This is a genomic window from uncultured Chloroflexus sp., assembly GCF_937129525.1.
Classification (GTDB): Bacteria; Chloroflexota; Chloroflexia; order Chloroflexales; family Chloroflexaceae; genus Chloroflexus.
In genome coordinates this window covers 1-15,940 of sequence record NZ_CAKZNK010000086.1, presented here as the reverse complement: position 1 = coordinate 15,940, position 15,940 = coordinate 1, and the positions used below count along the sequence as shown (strand labels likewise).

At 57.9% G+C, this 15,940-nt stretch carries 13 protein-coding genes and 1 pseudogene; 9 read left to right on the top strand and 5 right to left on the bottom strand.

Annotated elements, in window-relative coordinates; translation table 11 throughout:
* Positions 1-461 (bottom strand): annotated as a pseudogene (locus Q0650_RS10825) (peptidase C14); the annotation flags it as partial.
* Between the two features lie 656 nt (positions 462-1,117).
* Here Q0650_RS10825 and Q0650_RS10820 point away from each other — a divergent pair.
* From Q0650_RS10820 to Q0650_RS10795, 6 genes are all read left to right on the top strand, one after another.
* Positions 1,118-1,609 carry an NUDIX domain-containing protein gene (locus Q0650_RS10820; RefSeq protein ID WP_298818827.1) on the top strand — a complete coding sequence of 164 codons (492 nt, stop codon included), beginning with the start codon at positions 1,118-1,120 and terminating at the stop codon, positions 1,607-1,609.
* Between the two features lie 103 nt (positions 1,610-1,712).
* Complete coding sequence (locus Q0650_RS10815; RefSeq protein ID WP_298818825.1) at positions 1,713-2,207, top strand: 8-oxo-dGTP diphosphatase; 495 nt, start codon at positions 1,713-1,715, stop codon at positions 2,205-2,207.
* A 100-nt stretch (positions 2,208-2,307) separates the two neighbouring features.
* Positions 2,308-3,579: a serine--tRNA ligase gene (serS, locus tag Q0650_RS10810; protein ID WP_298818823.1), complete on the top strand. Its 1,272-nt coding sequence runs from the start codon at positions 2,308-2,310 to the stop codon at positions 3,577-3,579.
* 99 nt (positions 3,580-3,678) lie between these two features.
* On the top strand, positions 3,679-4,044 hold the full coding sequence (locus Q0650_RS10805; RefSeq protein ID WP_298818821.1) for a hypothetical protein: 366 nt from the start codon (positions 3,679-3,681) through the stop codon (positions 4,042-4,044).
* 80 nt (positions 4,045-4,124) lie between these two features.
* On the top strand, positions 4,125-4,934 hold the full coding sequence (locus tag Q0650_RS10800) for a S9 family peptidase (RefSeq protein WP_298818819.1): 810 nt from the start codon (positions 4,125-4,127) through the stop codon (positions 4,932-4,934).
* Between the two features lie 223 nt (positions 4,935-5,157).
* The gene (locus Q0650_RS10795; protein ID WP_298818817.1) at positions 5,158-7,665 is read left to right on the top strand and encodes a transglycosylase domain-containing protein; all 2,508 of its coding nucleotides are present in this window, start codon (positions 5,158-5,160) and stop codon (positions 7,663-7,665) included.
* On the opposite strand, the gene coaE is transcribed toward Q0650_RS10795, so the two are convergent.
* Together coaE and Q0650_RS10785 are read right to left on the bottom strand one after the other, a co-directional pair.
* Entirely contained in the window at positions 7,653-8,309 is a 657-nt protein-coding gene (coaE, locus tag Q0650_RS10790) for a dephospho-CoA kinase (protein ID WP_298818815.1), read from the bottom strand. The two genes, Q0650_RS10795 and coaE, sit on opposite strands and share 13 nt — an antisense overlap.
* A complete protein-coding gene (locus Q0650_RS10785; protein ID WP_298818813.1) occupies positions 8,306-10,276 on the bottom strand; it encodes an amidohydrolase family protein in 1,971 nt (656 codons plus the stop codon). Before Q0650_RS10785 ends, coaE begins: the two co-directional genes overlap by 4 nt.
* 24 nt (positions 10,277-10,300) lie before the next feature.
* Between Q0650_RS10785 and Q0650_RS10780 the strand changes: the two genes are divergently transcribed.
* The 3 genes from Q0650_RS10780 (at position 10,301) to Q0650_RS10770 (ending at position 14,012) form a co-directional block, all read left to right on the top strand.
* The gene (locus Q0650_RS10780; protein ID WP_298818811.1) at positions 10,301-10,555 is read left to right on the top strand and encodes a hypothetical protein; all 255 of its coding nucleotides are present in this window, start codon (positions 10,301-10,303) and stop codon (positions 10,553-10,555) included.
* Positions 10,556-11,059: 504 nt separating this feature from the next.
* Positions 11,060-13,162: a hypothetical protein gene (locus Q0650_RS10775; protein WP_298818810.1), complete on the top strand. Its 2,103-nt coding sequence runs from the start codon at positions 11,060-11,062 to the stop codon at positions 13,160-13,162.
* Positions 13,163-13,235: 73 nt separating this feature from the next.
* Positions 13,236-14,012, top strand: coding sequence for a hypothetical protein (locus Q0650_RS10770; RefSeq protein ID WP_298818809.1), 777 nt, complete (start codon positions 13,236-13,238; stop codon positions 14,010-14,012).
* On the opposite strand, the gene Q0650_RS10765 is transcribed toward Q0650_RS10770, so the two are convergent.
* Together Q0650_RS10765 and Q0650_RS10760 are read right to left on the bottom strand one after the other, a co-directional pair.
* Positions 13,946-14,176 (bottom strand): hypothetical protein, encoded by a 231-nt coding sequence (locus Q0650_RS10765; protein WP_298818807.1) that lies wholly within the window; start codon positions 14,174-14,176, stop codon positions 13,946-13,948. The two genes, Q0650_RS10770 and Q0650_RS10765, sit on opposite strands and share 67 nt — an antisense overlap.
* Positions 14,173-15,940 (bottom strand): hypothetical protein (locus Q0650_RS10760; RefSeq protein WP_298818805.1); only part of this gene is annotated, 1,768 nt, incomplete at its 5' end. The genes Q0650_RS10760 and Q0650_RS10765, both read right to left, overlap by 4 nt.

The window sequence follows — 15,940 nt, the reverse complement described above, 5'->3', positions numbered from 1 at the left end:
GGCGGATAGGCCGGGCGCGTCGCCGGCGGTGGCGGTACCGGCGTTGCCGTTGGCGGTGGCGGATAGGCCGGGCGCGTCGCCGGCGGTGGCGGTACCGGCGTTGCCGTTGGCGGTGGCGGATAGGCCGGGCGCGTCGCCGGCGGTGGCGGTACCGGCGTTGCCGTTGGCGGTGGCGGATAGGCCGGGCGCGTCGCCGGCGGTGGTTCTGGCGTCACTGTTGGTGGCACTGGCATTGCAGTGCGAGTTGGTGGCCTGACTGTACGGGTCGGTGGCGGATAAGCCGGACGGGTGGGGCGCGGCGTCAGCGTAGCTGTACGGGTCGGCGGCGGATAAGCCGGACGGGTGGGGCGCGGCGTCAGCGTAGCTGTACGGGTCGGCGGCGGATAAGCCGGACGGGTAGGGCGCGGCGTCAGCGTAGCTGTACGGGTCGGCGGCGGATAAGCCGGACGGGTAGGGTGCATTACCACTGTAGGTGGAGGATATAGAGCGAATTATGTCGGTCTGAGCGGCGTGTTTGTTGGTTGTCGAGTAGGAGTAGGCAGTTCTGCCGAAATTTGACAACCACTAAGCGCGAACATAATCACTATGGCAATACATGATGCAAAAAGCGTTCTGCTCATCATATATAATTCCTTCTACGGATTCGTCACAGCGAGAAATTAAAAATTTTTCACAATCCAACGTGTTTTTCACAAAGCTAATTATATCCAATCCGATTATGATCCTCCATAGTACTTCCTGAACATCACAGGTGCCATTTCAGTACCAGTCATCAATAGTATAAAAGTACTATTTAACATTTGCATAAACAAATGTTTATACTAAAAAATTTTGCAGGTGGTATAACTATCTGGCTGCTTTCTTCTGTCGCTCAGCAGCGATCCTACGACATAGAGCTGATTGCAGTTCACATTTCCCTACATACCCAATGCTGATTAGTAGAAACACTCTCAAGAGTGCAGTTCCTCCGCATGACTCAGAGACTGACCGGCAAGCAAACCTTTTTCAAGCCAGCAAACAATTTGCGACCACTGCCCGGGCATGCTATGATGAACAATATCGACCGAAATAATTGTCACCGTCAATCAGCAGCAATGGTGATAGTGCCACTCACACCATGACCCATCCAATCCACGAACTGGCCCTCACCAGCGTATACAACCTCTTCCGCCGCGCGCGGTTGTTACGGCATCAACTGTTCCGCCTGCGCGCGATTGGCGTGCGGGTCATCGTACAACGCGGTGACGAATTCTTACTCGTGCGCCATCGTGGTGGCGCAACACCCTGGGGCCTGCCTGGGGGCGCAGTCGATCACGGTGAAGCGCCGGCGGAAGCTGCGCGCCGCGAGGCCCGTGAAGAGAGTGGCTGTCCGGTCACGATCACCGGTCTCCACGGCGTCTTTCACTACCTGTCTCATGGTCTCAGCGATTATGTCATTGTCTTTACTGCGGTAGCCGATGGCCCCCCGGCGCCACCTGTCGCCGATATTGAAATCTGTGACGCGCAGTTTTTCCACCCTGACCGGCTGCCTGATGGGATCGACCCTGGCAGCATCCGTCGGATTGCCGAAGTGCGACGCGGCGAGCGCAATCTGTATCAAGCCTGGTGAGCGCAGGCGAGATGAGGCTAGAGGCACGGATGATCTCTTTGCCAGTTGTCATCAGCTATAATTGTCTGCAGCCTGCAATAGCGCGCACATTACTGAGGTTCTTATGCCTTACACACCCATTCTCGCCACGCTTGCCTACGTGCTCTCTCCTGACCGCCAATCGGTCTTGATGGTTCACCGTAATGCCCGACCCGGCGATCAACATCTGGGCAAATACAATGGACTGGGTGGCAAGCTTGAGCGTCATGAAGAGATCGTTGCCGGCTTGCAACGCGAGCTACGCGAAGAGGCTGCCATCACCGCGCTCGAACTCACACTGCGCGGCACGATAAGCTGGCCGGGGTTTGGCAAGAACGGCGAAGACTGGTTTGCCTTTATCTTCCTTATCACCCGCTTTCAAGGTCAACCACCTGCGACCAATGATGAAGGCCGGCTCGAGTGGGTGCCTCTGAACCGCCTGCTCGAACTCCCCCTCTGGCCCGGCGACCGTTTTTTCCTGCCGCTCGTCTTCGACGACGATCCGCGCCCCTTTCACGGGGTAATACCCTATCAAGATGGCCAACCGGTTTCCTGGCACTACAGCCGGATCAGCTCGTGAAACTTCGCATACCAAAGCCGATCACTGCCGTGGTATAATCTCATTCACAGCTCAAATCGCCCCCGCGCATCAGCGTGTGGTAGTTCAACAGACTAAAGATATGCTTGACATCAAACTGATCCGCGAGCAACCCGAGGAAGTCAAACGCCAGTTGGCCCGTTGTGGCGTCGATGGCGCGATCATCGATCAGGTGCTGGCCTTCGATGAACAACGCCGTCGCCTGATCTACGAAGTCGAGACGCGCAAAGCCGAACGCAACGCCGTTTCGAAGCAGATCGGCGCCATGAAAGATCCTGTCGAACGTCAGGCCAGGATCGAGGCAATGCGCCAGCTCGGCGATGAAATCGCGGCGCTCGACCGCCAGCTTGCTGAAGTTGAAGAACAGCAGCGCGCCGCCATGCTCGAAATTCGCAACCTGCCTCACGCCGATGTTCCCGATGGGGTAGATGATCGCGACAATGTAGTCATCTACCAGGAGGGTGAAGAGCGTCAGCTTCCCTTTCCCGCCCGTCCACACTGGGAACTGGGCGAGGCGCTGGGCATCCTCGACTTTGAGCGCGGGGTGAAGCTGGCGGGTTCGCGGTTTTATGTCATGCGTGGCGCCGGCGCGCGCCTGCAACGCGCCGTGATCCAGTGGCTGCTTGATCTCCATCTCCAACAGGGCTATCAAGAGGTCTACACTCCGTTCGTGGTGAAAGAATCGGTCTTGTGGGCCTCCGGTCAGTTGCCCAAATTCCGCGACAACCTTTATCGCGATGAAGAGTCGGGCTTGTGGCTGGTGCCAACTGCCGAAGTGCCGATTACCAGCCTCTACGCCGACGAGATTCTCGAAGCGAGTCAGTTGCCGATCTACCACGCTGCCTACACTCCTTGCTTTCGCAAAGAACAGCTCAGCGCCGGGCGTGATGTGCGCGGAATCAAGCGCGGTCACCAGTTCGACAAGGTCGAGATGTACATGTTTGTTAAACCCGAAGAGAGTTACCAGGCGCTGGAGAAATTGCGCCGTGACGCCGAGGAATGCGCGCGCCTGCTTGGACTGCCATTTCGCACCAAACTGCTCTGCGCTGGCGATCTCGGCTTCGGCTCGACCAAGACCTACGACATTGAGGTGTGGGCGCCCGGCGTGGGTGAATGGCTCGAAGTAAGTTCGTGCTCGAACGTCGAGGCGTTTCAGGCGCGACGGGCCAACATTCGTTATCGGCCCGAACCGGGCGCAAAACCGGAATTTCTCCACACGCTCAACGGTTCTGGCCTCGGCCTGCCGCGCACAATCATCGCCATTATGGAAAATTACCAGCAGGAAGATGGCAGTATCCTGATCCCTGAAGTGCTCCGTCCGTATATGGGCGGAATGGAACGAATTGGGCCATAACCTTTCCGGGTGCGCAGTGATAGCTCAACTGTGATCTGACTCTCTGGTCTGAGGTTAAGCTGTCACTGCGACCCACCAAGTTCGCTTCGAAATAGACCTATGCCAGTCGTCATTAACCTTACCAGCGCTCTCCACGGCGGTACCAGCCCCAGTTGTGGCACCGGCGATCACAGCAGTTGCGGGCCGAATTGTGCCTGTGGTTGCCCCTACACCGGTATGGTTGAGCGGGGCAAGGTCGAACCAATCACGCTCATCGAGCAGCGTTACCCTCGCCAATGGCTGGCGCTCGTTATTCCACCCGGAGAAGATGAGGAGCGTCCAGAACGAGCCATGCTGGTCGCTTACAGCAGCGATCCCGATGAAGTGTGGGACGCTGTGGCCCGGATCACCTTCAACCAGGTTGTACACGTCTACTACAATGGCCCGCTAGATGATTTTCTCAACCAGTTTGCCGACGAGGCATAGCACAACCCTCAACCCGAATCGCATCACTTCTGTGGCGCGCCTACAGCGCCTGTCTCTCACCACAATCGCTGAGTCTGTTTATGCCGGATATGCTGACTGTTGCGGATTATCTTGCCCAACCTGCCATACCGTCGGACGCGCGCATCTCTTATGGCGATCATCCCGATCAGTTTGGCGATCTCTACCTGCCGGACACCTCACGACCGGCGCCGGTCGTTGTGCTCATCCACGGTGGCTGCTGGCAAGCAGTGTATGACCTGACCCCTCTCGGCGAGTGTTGCGCCGCTTTACGCGCCGCTGGCTACGCCGTGTGGAGCCTGGAATACCGTCGCCTGGGTAACGGCGGCGGCTGGCCGCAAACCTTCCACGATGTCGCCGCCGGCCTCGACTACCTGCGCGCGCTGGCCGCGCAGTATCCACTCGATCTGACGCGGGTGATTGCGCTCGGTCACTCTGCCGGCGGTCAGCTTGCGCTCTGGCTGGCCGCCCGATCCAAACTGCCTGACACCAGCGCCCTCTACCACGCGCATCCACTACCACTCTGTGGTGTCGTTGCGCTGGCTGCAGTTACCGATCTAGATCTGGGTGTGACAGCGACCGCCTGCGGCGTTGCCTGCGCGGAACTGGTCGGACATCATTCGCATCGCTACCGCGAAGTCTCACCGCGCGCCCTCTTGCCCTTAGGCGTGCCGCATTATCATCTGGTCGGCAGCGATGACCAGATTGTTCCAGCCGCTTATGTCGAATCATTTGTTACCGCGGCTCGATCGACTGGCGATCCTGCCCATCTTTCGATCTTGCCTGATTGCGGTCACTTCGAGTTGACGACACCGCATAGCGCAGCCTGGCATGCAGTGGAGCGGGCAGCGCGCGAGTTGAGCGATGGATAGCCTCTTTGCCGGCTCGGAAAGATTGGATTACGGTTGCCATCATCGCCGTTGTCACCTGCTTACAACATCACCGACCCTCTCTATCTGCTATCACTTTAAAATATTCTCAAGTTTTTACCTGTACAATTCCATCAAAGACGCGCTATAGTATTCTTATCAACCGATCTTGAAATGTTCCGACCTGGTATTGATGGTCTGATCATCTTAGCGATGTCTACTGCCTATGGCCCGCCGTCCACGTCCGCCATTGCCACGTTTCCCAAACCGCACATCACCGCAACCACAACGCAAACGAAATGCGTTCTGGCACTGGTTGAATCGGCTTGCATTTGCCGGGCTGACTCTTGTATTGCTCGTTCTGATAGTGATTATCGGCCTCTACGTATACTATAGCCGCGACTTACCGCCACCCGAACTGATCGACCAGCACCGCAGCTTCGAGAACACTCGTATCTATGCCCGCGATGGCAACACGCAGCTCTACGAAGTGATCGGTCCTGGCGTGCGCGCGCCGGTCGCACTCGACCGTATCCCGAAGATTCTACGCGACGCAACCGTGGCAGTTGAAGACGCCAATTTTTACACCAATCCCGGCGTCGATCTGCCGAGCATCCTGCGCGCCTTCTGGCAAAACGTCACCGCCGGAGAGACGGTCTCCGGCGCGAGCACGATCACGATGCAACTGGTGCGAGCGATCCTGCTGACCCCGGAAGAGGCTCAACAGCAATCCATCGAACGCAAGATCCGCGAGGCGATTCTGGCCATACAGGTAGGGAAAGAGTACAGCAAAGAGCAGATCCTGTCTCTCTATCTTAACGAGGTCTACTACGGCGCGCAGGCCTATGGCGTTGAAGCGGCTGCTCAACGCTACTTCGGCAAGCATGTCTGGCAATTGACGCGCGGCGAAGCGACGTTGCTGGCCGGCTTGCCACAATCTCCCTCGACCTACGATCTGTTTAAGAATTTACCGCTAGCGCGCGCCCGGCAGCGGATCGTGCTCGATCGGATGGTTGAGGCCGGTTTCATTACCGCCGCGGAAGCTGACGCTATCTTTGCCGAACCAATCCGATTGGCAAAACCCACCTCCTCGATCCAGGCGCCTCACTTTGTCTTTTACGTCTACGATCTCCTTGTCCAGCGTTTTGGTGTCGAGATGGTCAATCGCGGCGGGTTGCGTGTTATCACCACCCTTGATCCGAACTGGCAGGCGCAAGCCGAAGCTGTTGCTGCCGAAAAGATCGCCGAGTTGCGCGCGCGTGACGCCAGCAACGCTGCCGTGGTGATTCTCGCGCCCGACGGCCAGATTTTGGCGATGGTCGGCAGTATTGACTATAACGCGCCCGACGGTCAGGTCAACGTGACAATGATGCCGCGCCAGCCCGGTTCAGCGTTGAAGCCATTTATCTACGCTGCCGCATTGCAGAAAGGCTGGACGCCGGCTACCATTCTGTGGGATGTGCCATCAAGCTGGACGAACAACGGCGTCGTTTACCAACCAGAGAACTACGATAAACGTTTTCGCGGACCGGTACGGTTACGATTGGCGCTGGCCAATTCGCTTAACATTCCGGCAGTGAAGGCGCTTGAATTTGTTGGGGTTGAAAACTTTGTCAACCTGATGAGTGAGTTTGGCATCACCACTTTCACCGATCCCGCGCGCTACGGTCTGCCAATGGCACTTGGGAGCAACGAGGTGCGATTGCTTGAGTTGACCGGAGCTTACGCCAGCCTGCAGGCCGGTGGCCGCCAGGTGCGGCCAGTCGCCATTCTGCGCGTGACCAATAGTCGCGGCGAGATTCTCGATTCGTGGCAACCCACCCGCGGAAAACCATTGCTCGGCCCGCAGAGTGAACAGATTGCGTTTCTCATCACCGACATCCTTAGCGACAACGCCGCCCGCCGCATGGTCTTTGGGCGCAACAACGTCATGGAATTACCCAACATTCCCGCAGCGGTCAAGACCGGCACCAGCAACGATTTTCGCGATTCGTGGGCGATTGGCTATACCAGCGCTGTGGTCATCGGTGTCTGGGTGGGCAACAATGATAACCGACCAATGAACGAAGTGGCCGGCGCGAATGGCGCCGGCCTGATCTGGCGCGAATTGATGCTACGCTACCACGCCAACCGATCGACGCAAAGCTTTACCCCACCGCCGAGAATTACTGAGCTGCCAGTTTGCAGCGAAACCGGCGGCCCGCCAACGCCTGAATGTCCAGGCGTGATCACTGAATGGTTTGTCGCCGGCACGGAACCGGTCAGCGGCATCACCTACCAGACCATCCGGGTTGGCGGTAACGGTTCGTGTCGGGCAACGATCCACACTCCACTAGAAGAGGTGAGAGTAGTCACCGTGCCGATCTACCCGACTGAAGTGGCCGAATGGGCGCAACGGAACGGACGCGCCGGGCCGACCGAATACTGTCCGCCACCGTCCACGCCGGAACAGGCTGTCGCTCTCATCAACCTCGACGAGAGCGCTGTGATCACCAATACCAAACTCTTCGTCAAAGGCACGGCGCGCGGCCCCTTCATTCTCGACATCGGCCAGGGCGTCGAACCAACCGAATGGCAGATGCTTGGGCAGAGCAACCTGCCGGTCGAAAACGGCCTGCTGGGTATGTGGAACGCCACCAATCAACCGACCGGCGAATACACTGTGCGCCTGCGCGTCACCCTTGCCGATGGAGTTGTCATTACCGAACGTCGCCGGATCATCTACGCGCCGTGACTGGCAATCAAGGCCCGTTGCCAGGCCGCTTCAACCTGAGCGTGCGTCTGCACCTGTGAACCGCTGTTGTCGATCACCACATCAGCCCGACTCAACCGGCTTTCCTGCGGCGGTTGGGCAGCTACCCGCGCCTGCGCTTCTTCCAGCGACATACCGCGTGTCGTCATCAGTCGTTCGATCTGCTGTTCAGGCGGACAGGTCACCACCCATACCTGATCGCACTCGTCGGCCCAACCCGACTCAATCAGCTTGATCGCATCGATCACGGCGATTGGCCGTTCTACCGGACGCAACCGGGTAGCATACGAACCCGCGCCGGCCACCTCATCGAGAAAGCGCCGGATCTCTGCCCGCACCGCTGGATGCACAATTGCTTCCAATCGTTTGAGCGCAACCGGATCGTTGAAGACGATTGCGCCCAGCTTGCGCCGGTCAATAGCTCCGCCGGGCACAGCGAGAATCTGCGGCCCGAAGGCAGCGACAATCGCCTGATAGACCGGCGTTCCCGGTTGTTGCAATCGATGAGTAACGCGGTCGGCGTCAATTGTGCGCGCGCCGAGAGCCGCCAACATCGCCAACACCGTGCTCTTGCCACAGGCAATCCCGCCGGTCAACCCAATCAGATAGATACCGCGCTGCTTCATGCCACTAGCTCCACATACTCCTGCAACACCAGCGCGTCATCGGGAATACCGGCCAGCTCAAGCAGTTCACTAATCAAACCTGCGCGCCGCTCGGCATCGCGTCGGCTCCAGGTGCGACTTTTGATCTCAAGGAAGGGGCCGGGGTCAGGCTGACCGACCAGCGTATCGAGGTTCATCGCGAAATCATGGTCTTTGTAGAGAATCCGCCAGCGCCGCCGTCGTTTCTCCAGCTCTTCGATCCGGTCAGGCTGAAAATATTCGCGGTAGAAGCGCACCGTATGATCAGCCGGCGCGGTATAGCGCGCGCGCGAAAGCATCATCGCCTTGGGATGATCAAACCGACGCGCTTCAGCCATCAGAGTCAGCGTATATTTCGGTTGCGGACGAGCGCCGGGATCGGTGCGATGATCTTCACGGATACGGATGCGTTCGCCATTAGCGAAGATGAAGTAGGTATCGTACTGAATCCGTTCACTGGTCTTTGTGACGGTGATAGTCGGACTCGCCAGCAGCGCGAGCGCGCGCTCAACATCAGCCGGACGCAAGCGCGCTTTGACCTGTATCTCGAAAATCTCAGCCTGTTGCACGCCACCCAGAGCCAAAATCTTGGCCAGCAAATTGCGTTCGCGCGTAGCGAGAAACTCGTTAATACGGGCCGCAATCGCTTGGGCGCGGCTGATAATCGCCTCCTCGTCGAGCGTCTGCAACTGACGATTGCGCAACAAGATCCGGCCATCGACCAGGACATCGCGGACATCGGCGGCCCGGCTGCTGTAGACAAGGTGCGAATAGATTGCATCGGGCGCATAGGTATAGCGTGGCGCGCTGTGCAGGCGGCGCAACTCAACGACCGCAACATCGGCCCGTTTGCCCGGTTCCAGCGAACCGACGAGATGATCGAGATGAATAGCGCGCGCACCCCAACAGGTTGCCAGCGCAAACGCTTCACGCGCCGGCACTGCCGTCGGATCGCCACTCAAGCCTTTTGGCAACAGCGCCGCCAACTGAATCTCGGTAAACATATCCTGGTCGTCGTTGCTGGCCGGGCCATCGGTACCGAGACCGACCCGCACTCCAGTTTCGATCATGCGGCGGAACGGCGCTACTCCGCTGGCCAGCTTCAGATTGCTGGTCGGGCAAGGCACTGCGCCGGCGCGCGCCTCGCGCAGCAGTCGCAGATCGTCTTCGGTAGCGTGAACGCAATGAGCGGCAATACAGGGCACATCAAAAGCGCCTACCCGTTTGGCGTAACGGATCGGCGTCACCTCGCGATCGCGAATGCTCTCTTCCACCTCGCGAGCCGTTTCCGAAAGATGGGTAATCAGCGGCGCGCCAAATTCGGCGCAGAGCGCAGCGGCCTGCCGATAGATTTCATCGGTGCAGGTGTAAGGAGCATGGGGCGCTACCGTTGCAACAATTCGCGGATGCCCCCGCCATTCGGCCATAAACCGACGCGCGCGCTCGATCCCGGCGTCAAACGAATCGGCGTCAGGAGTCGGCAAACGCATCACCGTCTGGCCGCAAATCGCGCGCATTCCAGCCTGATCGGCAGCGCGCGCCACCTCTTCTTCAAAATAGTACATATCGACAAACGTCGTCGTGCCGCCGCGAATCATTTCGGCGCAACTGAGCAGAGTGCCGGTGAAGCTAAAATCGGGGTCAACAAACTGGCTCTCCACCGGGAACATGTATCCGAACAGCCAGACATCAAGCTGCTGATCGGCTACCAGGCCGCGCAGCAGACTCATCGGCACGTGAGCATGACCGTTAATCAAACCGGGAATAATTGCGCAATCGCGACAATCAATCGTCTCAGCGGCGGCATAGCGAGCGGCGAGTTCAGCGCTCGGCCCGACTGCCACAATCACCCCATCGCGAATCGCGACGGCGCCATCGGTAAAAATACGCCAGTTCTCGTCCATGGTCACGACCGTGCCGCCGGTAAGCAGGGTGTCTACTCGCTCCATAGCCTTCCTCCCATGCAGGCAAACATGTTCTTCCTGACATTGTACGGGAAACCGACCAAAGATGCGATCCGTCAGATTGAGGAAGAAATGACCGAAGGGGAAGGGAGATGGGGCGATGCGGGCAACGCGGGCGTTGCGGACGACGCGGGCATTGCCAACATTGCGGGCATCGCCGGCATCGCCGATGATGCGGGCAATGGGGCGACGCGGGCAACGATAATGATGACAACGATGACACCGATGCCGATGATGACACCGATGCCGATGATGATGATGTAGGGGCGAATAATTATTCGCCCCTATATCATCGTCCCCCCATCACCGCCATCATCCCCATCCCATCATCCCATCCCATCGCCGCCATCATCAACGTCCCATCACCGCCATCATCCCCATCCCATCACCGCCACCATCAACATCCATCATCGTCACCGCCATCCCCATCCATCATCGTCACCGCCATCCCCATCCATCATCGTCACCGCCATCCCCCATCCCGTCACCACCACCATCCCCATCCATCATCGTCACCGCCATCCCCCCATCCCATCGCCGCCACCATCAACATTCCCCGCCCCCCAGAGAATGCGGCGATAGTAGCAACACGGGCAACTTGGGATCATCCGCCATCCCATTCCATCGCTATTGCTAACCAGGCCAGTAAAACCGAATATCGATGAAATACTATCGCGCTACTTTCGCCAGACAACTGAAATATTTGTTATACTGTTGGCTGTTGGCGAATTACATTCTTTAAATCTGACTACCCCGTTCAGAATTCATATGGCATACTTCATCACCAGCATCTTTCTCTCCGCATTCCTCATCTTCCAAATCCAACCACTCATCGCCAAGTACATTTTGCCGTGGTTTGGTGGTTCACCAGCCGTTTGGTCAACAGTGCAGATGTTTTTTCAAATCCTGCTAACCGGCGGATACGCCTACGCTACGTGGGTGAGTCATCCGGGAAGAGGACGCGAAAAATGGCATCTGGTCCTGCTTGGCATCTCGATAGGGGCGTTGATAATACTGGCATGGAACTGGCGTTCGCCTATCACGCCTGATGTGGCCTGGAAACCCGCGCCAGAGTCGCCACCTGTGCTGGAAATAATCAAGCTGCTAACCATTTCCGTTGGTATACCCTACTTCCTGTTGGCTTCCAACAGTCCACTTATGCAGGCATGGTTCCACCGTCTTTTTCCAGAACGCAGCGCATACCAGCTATATGCCATTTCAAACGTTGGTTCTCTCCTCGGCCTGATCACGTACCCGCTACTGGTTGAACCATTACTTACTTTACCCAATCAGGGCTGGATGTGGTCACTGTTCTATCTTGGTTTTGCCGGATTAGCTGCCTGGGGCGCATTTCGTATCTGGCGCCTTGAACCTGACCCAATGACGCTGAAAGCGTCTGCTCAACCTGGTGGCAGTTCATCCCAAGAGGCCATATCAATTCGCTGGCCGCGCTACATCCTTTGGATTGCGCTGGCCGCAACTGCATCACTCCTCCTTCTCGCGATTACCAGTCATATCACACAGGAAGTTGCGGTCATCCCGTTCTTGTGGGTGTTGCCATTAACTCTCTACTTAACGACTTTTATCCTCGCCTTTTCAGGCGAACGCTGGTACTCGCGACAATTCTTTATTCCGCTCTTATTCCTGGCAACTATCCTGGTGATCCTGGCAACAATACTCGGTCAATCCCTGGCTATCATCTGGCAGATAACCATCTATAACCTGTTCTTGTTTGCAGCATGCATGATCTGCCATGGCGAGTTGTACCGCGTGCGTCCACCAGCGACACATTTGACACTCTTCTACTTCCTGGTATCGGTCGGTGGCGCATTGGGAGGCATATTTACAACATTCATCGCTCCCCTAATTTTTCGCGCCTACTGGGAATTGTTTGCAGGTATTGTGCTGGTATGGATGCTGAGTCTGTTCTTAACTCTCAACCAACGTCAACCTGAACCACGCTGGCGTTTGATCCTCAACCGGGGAATACCAATCAGCGGCTTATGCCTGACAATCATACTGACAATACAGTACATCCGGTCTGACATTTCTGATGCAATCGTGCTCGAACGTAACTTCTACGGCGTGGTGCGCGTGAAAGAACTTGAATCAGAGGGTAGCTCAGCAAAGCGCTATGCGCTTGTGCATGGGATCACTATCCATGGATTTCAGTTCGCCGATCCCGATCGACGCAAATTGCCAACGGCGTACTTTACCGAAACAAGTGGCGGTGGTCTCGCCATTTCGAATCATCCGCGGCGCAGTCAGGGACTGCGGGTCGGCATTCTCGGTTTGGGTGTAGGCACTCTGGCCGCCTATGGACAGGAAGGTGATATTTACCGATTCTACGAAATCAATCCTGCTGTTATTGACCTCAGCCAGGAAACAGACGGTCACTTTTCGTATCTGACCGATAGCCGGGCCAAGATCGAAATCGTTCTTGGTGACGCGCGCCTTTCTCTCGAGCGCGAGCTAGCTGCGAATCAACCGCAACAATATGACATCCTTGTCCTCGATGTTTTCTCCAGCGATTCGATCCCGGTTCATCTGCTTAACCGTGAGGCATTCGACCTGTACCTCAAGCATTTATCCACATCTGGCATACTGGCCGTGCACATCACCAATCGTCACCTCGATTTAATTCAGGTCGTTCTGCCACTGGCTGACTACTTCGGTTTGGAACGGGTTGTGATTTCCGATCCCGGCGATTTTGAACGCAGTTTTCCTTCGCTGTGGGTATTGCTTTCTAGAGATCCAAACCTGCTTGCGACGCCTGCGTTTACCGAGCGCGCTAGCAAGGATGTAAATGCATTCCCGGCTGGCCGGCTTTGGACGGACGATTATAGCAATCTGATCCAGATTTTGAAATGATAATTCGCCACAGTGAGCCACAGTGATGTTCTACCGAATGGCCGGCAGGGAAACGCGGCGATGATGGTGAACGATGGGAAACGGGGGCAATGCGGACATCACGGGCATCGCCGGCATTGCGGGCATCGCCGGCATTGCGGGCATCGCCGGCATTGCGGGCATCGCCGGCATTGCGGGCATCGCCAGCATTGCGGGACGATGCGAACGACGATGGGGCAATGCGGATGCCGATGATGCCGATGATGCCGATGATGATGACGCCGATGCCGATAATGATGATGCCGATGATGATGATGCCGATGATGATGTAGGGGCGAATAATTATTCGCCCCTACATCATCGTCCCCCCATCACCGCCATCCCCCCATCCCATCACCGCCATCCCCCCATCCCATCACCGCCATCATCAACGTCCCATCACCGGCACCATCCCCATCCAATCATCCCATCCCATCACCGCCATCATCAACGTCCCATCACCGGCACCATCCCCATCCCATCACTGCCATCCCCATCCCATCACCACCATCATCCCCATCCCATCGCCGCCATCATCCCATCCCATCACCGCCACCATCCCCATCCCATCACTGCCACCATCCCCATCCCATCACCACCATCATCCCATCCCATCACCACCATCATCCCCATCCCATCACCGCCATCCCCATCCCATCACCGCCACCATCCCCATCCCATCACCGCCATCATCCCATCCCATCACCGCCATCATCCCCATCCCATCACCGCCATCCCCCCATCGCCGCCACCATCCCCATCCCATCACCGCCATCCCCATCCCATCGCCGCTATCATCAACGTCCCATCATTGACTTCAGCGCTAGACTGATCTTCGATCCGATCGTCCTGAGTGCGGGCATTGCGCGGTTCGAGCACACCGGTAATGTATTCCTGGCGCGGGTCATGGTCTGCCGGCAGAGTCTCGTAACAACCATCACGCGGACCCAGCACTTCGCGAACAAGAGCGGTTAGAAGTTCATCACGAACGTTCATTCCTCGTCAATCTCCCCTGTTATTATGGTTTCAACATACAATCGAAGAAGCGGCACCTGAAACTCGTACTCAGGCAGACAGTCATGCTGACGACGCAGAATCTCTTTGCGCTCCAGACGTTGCGCCGTCTGCCGCTGCTCGTCACTCAGTGGACGACCAGGATTAACAATCAGCGCGCGCACCAGATCGCGCCCCGCCTCATCCAGGGTCAGATTCCAGAATTCGCTGAAGTATTGATGGCCGCGTTCGAAGACTATCGGTAGAATGTTCCGCGCGTCATCGCGAGTGATCTGGCGTCGTTCCTCGCGATTGAGATTGAGCCATTCCACCAGCTCATAGCAGATCAACTGGGTCAGGTACGGCTGACCGCTGGTCAGCCCGGCGATCTCGTCCACTGCTTCACGGGTGTAAATGGATGGGAAGTCGGGGGTGGGATGCTCGATCAGATTGCGCGTGTCTGTCGGCGACAGATAACTGACCCGCAGGGCGCGGGTGTTGATCAGGAAGTCGCTCCAGTACGCCGGCAGTTCCTCAAGCAGATGCGATCCCGACAGAAGCACGCTCCAGCGCAACCGATGCTGGATAACGTGGCGCAGGAAGTGCAGCGCGGCGTGATTGCCGCTCTTCTGCACAATCTCATCCAGTCGCTCAAATTCGTCCAGGCAGAGGAGCACGGTCTCGCGCTGCGTCTCGCGCTCGATCGTGTCGAACCAGTCGAGCAGGGCATCGAAAGGATCGCGACTCATTCGCTCGTCATCCCACCGGGGCAGAGTCTGATTTCTGGATTCCCGCGCCGAACGGCTCATGGCGCCTGCCAGACGCCGGGCAATGCCTTGCTGAGTCTCCACTGCCGCCAATTCCTGCCCATCCACCAGCAAGGGCAGAACGTTGCCGCCCAGCGTTCGGGGGAGAAAATTCAGAAACGAGGTTTTGCCGGCGCGCCGTCCGCCATACAGGAGGAGGACGGGCCGCGCCGGCGCCAGCAGCAGACCCTCCAGCTCGCGGAACAGATCGGCCCGTCCCCGTAGCAGATTGACGCTCGTGGATGGATGCAGCGGCGGGCCTGCGACATACGCCTGCGGAATCTGCCCCTCGCGGCGCGCCTGCTCTTCCGCTTCGGCGATCGCCCGTTCGAACAGCGCCGACCAGGCTTCGGCGAGCGCGCCGTAATCGCGATCATCGCGGCGATCAGAGAGCGTCGCCGCCTTGCGAATGTCGGCCAGCGCGCGCGCGCCAGGGCGGAGATGGGCAGCGCGGGCCAGGCCGGAGCGCGCATACTGCGCCGCGCGCGCGCTTTGACTGACTTCGATGACGCGCGACAACAGGGGGCTGATCGTCTCGGGCAGCGGAGAAGGAATCCAGGCCAGTTCATCGGCCAGGTCGGCGATCTCTTTCAGCGCGCGCGCCCGGTTGCAGGTATCGAAAGCGACCCGGACCATGCAGCGCGCGGCAACGCGGGTCAGAGTAGTCGAGTTGCTGAGGTACATGATCGTCTCCTGCGCCGCCTGTGGATCATCGCGGTAAGCGCGCGCGATAAACTCTTCCAGAAAGGGGAGGGGCAGATGAATGACCTGATCAAACCAGGGTGGCAACCAGCGCAGGCGACGCGCGTGATGGCCTGATCGCGTCATCAGATGCAGAAGGATCATCCACAGCGCTTCCGGCAGCCAGAAATAGACCCGCAAGACGCCCAATCTGCGCCACCCCGCCCGCCTTGCACATCCATCCGTCACAGCCCCTTCATCGTGTCCGCGCACTCTCCGA